The 1,070-nt window shown below is 70.5% G+C and carries 2 protein-coding genes; both read right to left on the bottom strand.

The features are described from left to right. A partial coding sequence (locus AC27VN_RS42205; protein ID WP_490880626.1) for a ferredoxin reductase occupies nucleotides 1–396 on the bottom strand: 396 nt, incomplete at its 3' end. A gap of 31 nt (nucleotides 397–427) precedes the next feature. After that, nucleotides 428–1,018 (bottom strand): NAD(P)H-dependent oxidoreductase, encoded by a 591-nt coding sequence (locus AC27VN_RS42200; protein ID WP_093351348.1) that lies wholly within the window; start codon nucleotides 1,016–1,018, stop codon nucleotides 428–430. Nucleotides 1,019–1,070 lie beyond the last annotated feature (52 nt).

Genomic DNA, 1,070 nt, shown 5'->3' with positions numbered 1-1,070 from the left:
CGCCTGCGCCATCGCCAGCAGCGGCGTCATGCCGATGCCGCCGGCCAGCAGCAGGTGGTGGCGCGCCTGCGCCTGCAGCGGGAAGGTGTTGCGCGGCGTGCTGATCGGCAGCAGGTCGCCCTCGCGCACGCGCTCGTGCATCGAGGCCGAGCCGCCGCGGCTCGCGGCCTCGCGCTTCACGCCGATCAGGTAGGACGAGACGGCGCCCGCCGAGGGCGCGCGCGCCAGCGAGTACTGGCGCGAGAAGCCGCCGGGCATGTGCACGTCGATGTGCGCGCCGGCCTCGTAGCCGGGCAGCGCGCGGCCCCAGGGATGGGCCAGCTCGAAGGCCAGGATTTCGGGCGTCTGGCGCGCGATGCGCGTCACGCGGACGGTGAGCGTGCGTTCGAGGCTCATGGTGTTTTCTCCCGGATCGTTGGGGTCGTGGTCACAGCGTTTGCAGCTTGCGCGCCACGCGCTCGATGAAGCGCGTGCGGTCGAGCGCGGTCACGGCGTTCATGTCGTGCAGCTGCAGCCAGGTCACCTTGCAGCGCCAGGCGAACAGGGCGCGCAGCGCGCGCGTGAACAGCCGTCGCCCGGGGTCGCCGATGATCATCACGAACCAGCGCGGCGAGCCGCCCGTGGTGACCACCGTGAGCCGCTGGATGTGGCGCATGCCCGAGCGCGCGGCCTGGCCCTTGCGCTCGGCCGGCAGGAAGGCCACGCCGGGCAGCCACACCCGCTCCAGCCAGCCCTTGAGCATCGAGGGCGGTCCGTGGAACCAGGTGGGATAGACGAACACCAGGTGCTCGGCCCACAGCAGCGCTTCGACGTGGGGTTGCACGCGTTCGCGGATCAATTGGGTGTTGTCGAGGTACGCGATGCGTTCCTCGCGGGTCAGCGTCGGGTCGAAGCCCTCGGCGTACAGGTCGATGGCCCGGACCTGGTGGCGGGGTTCGAGGGCGGCGAGCGCCGTGCGGTAGAGCGCGTGGTTGAAGCTGTCAGGGTTCGGATGGCAATGAACGACGAGCGTTTTCATGGGAGGGCCGGTTCGCCGATAGGACCTGTTAACGCTATGCAAGGGGTCGCGA

The sequence above is a fragment of the Variovorax sp. 20P10.2.4 genome (genome assembly GCF_058244205.1).
Note: the sequence above shows the minus strand (reverse complement) of the source record. Positions and strands in the feature narration are given on the sequence as shown.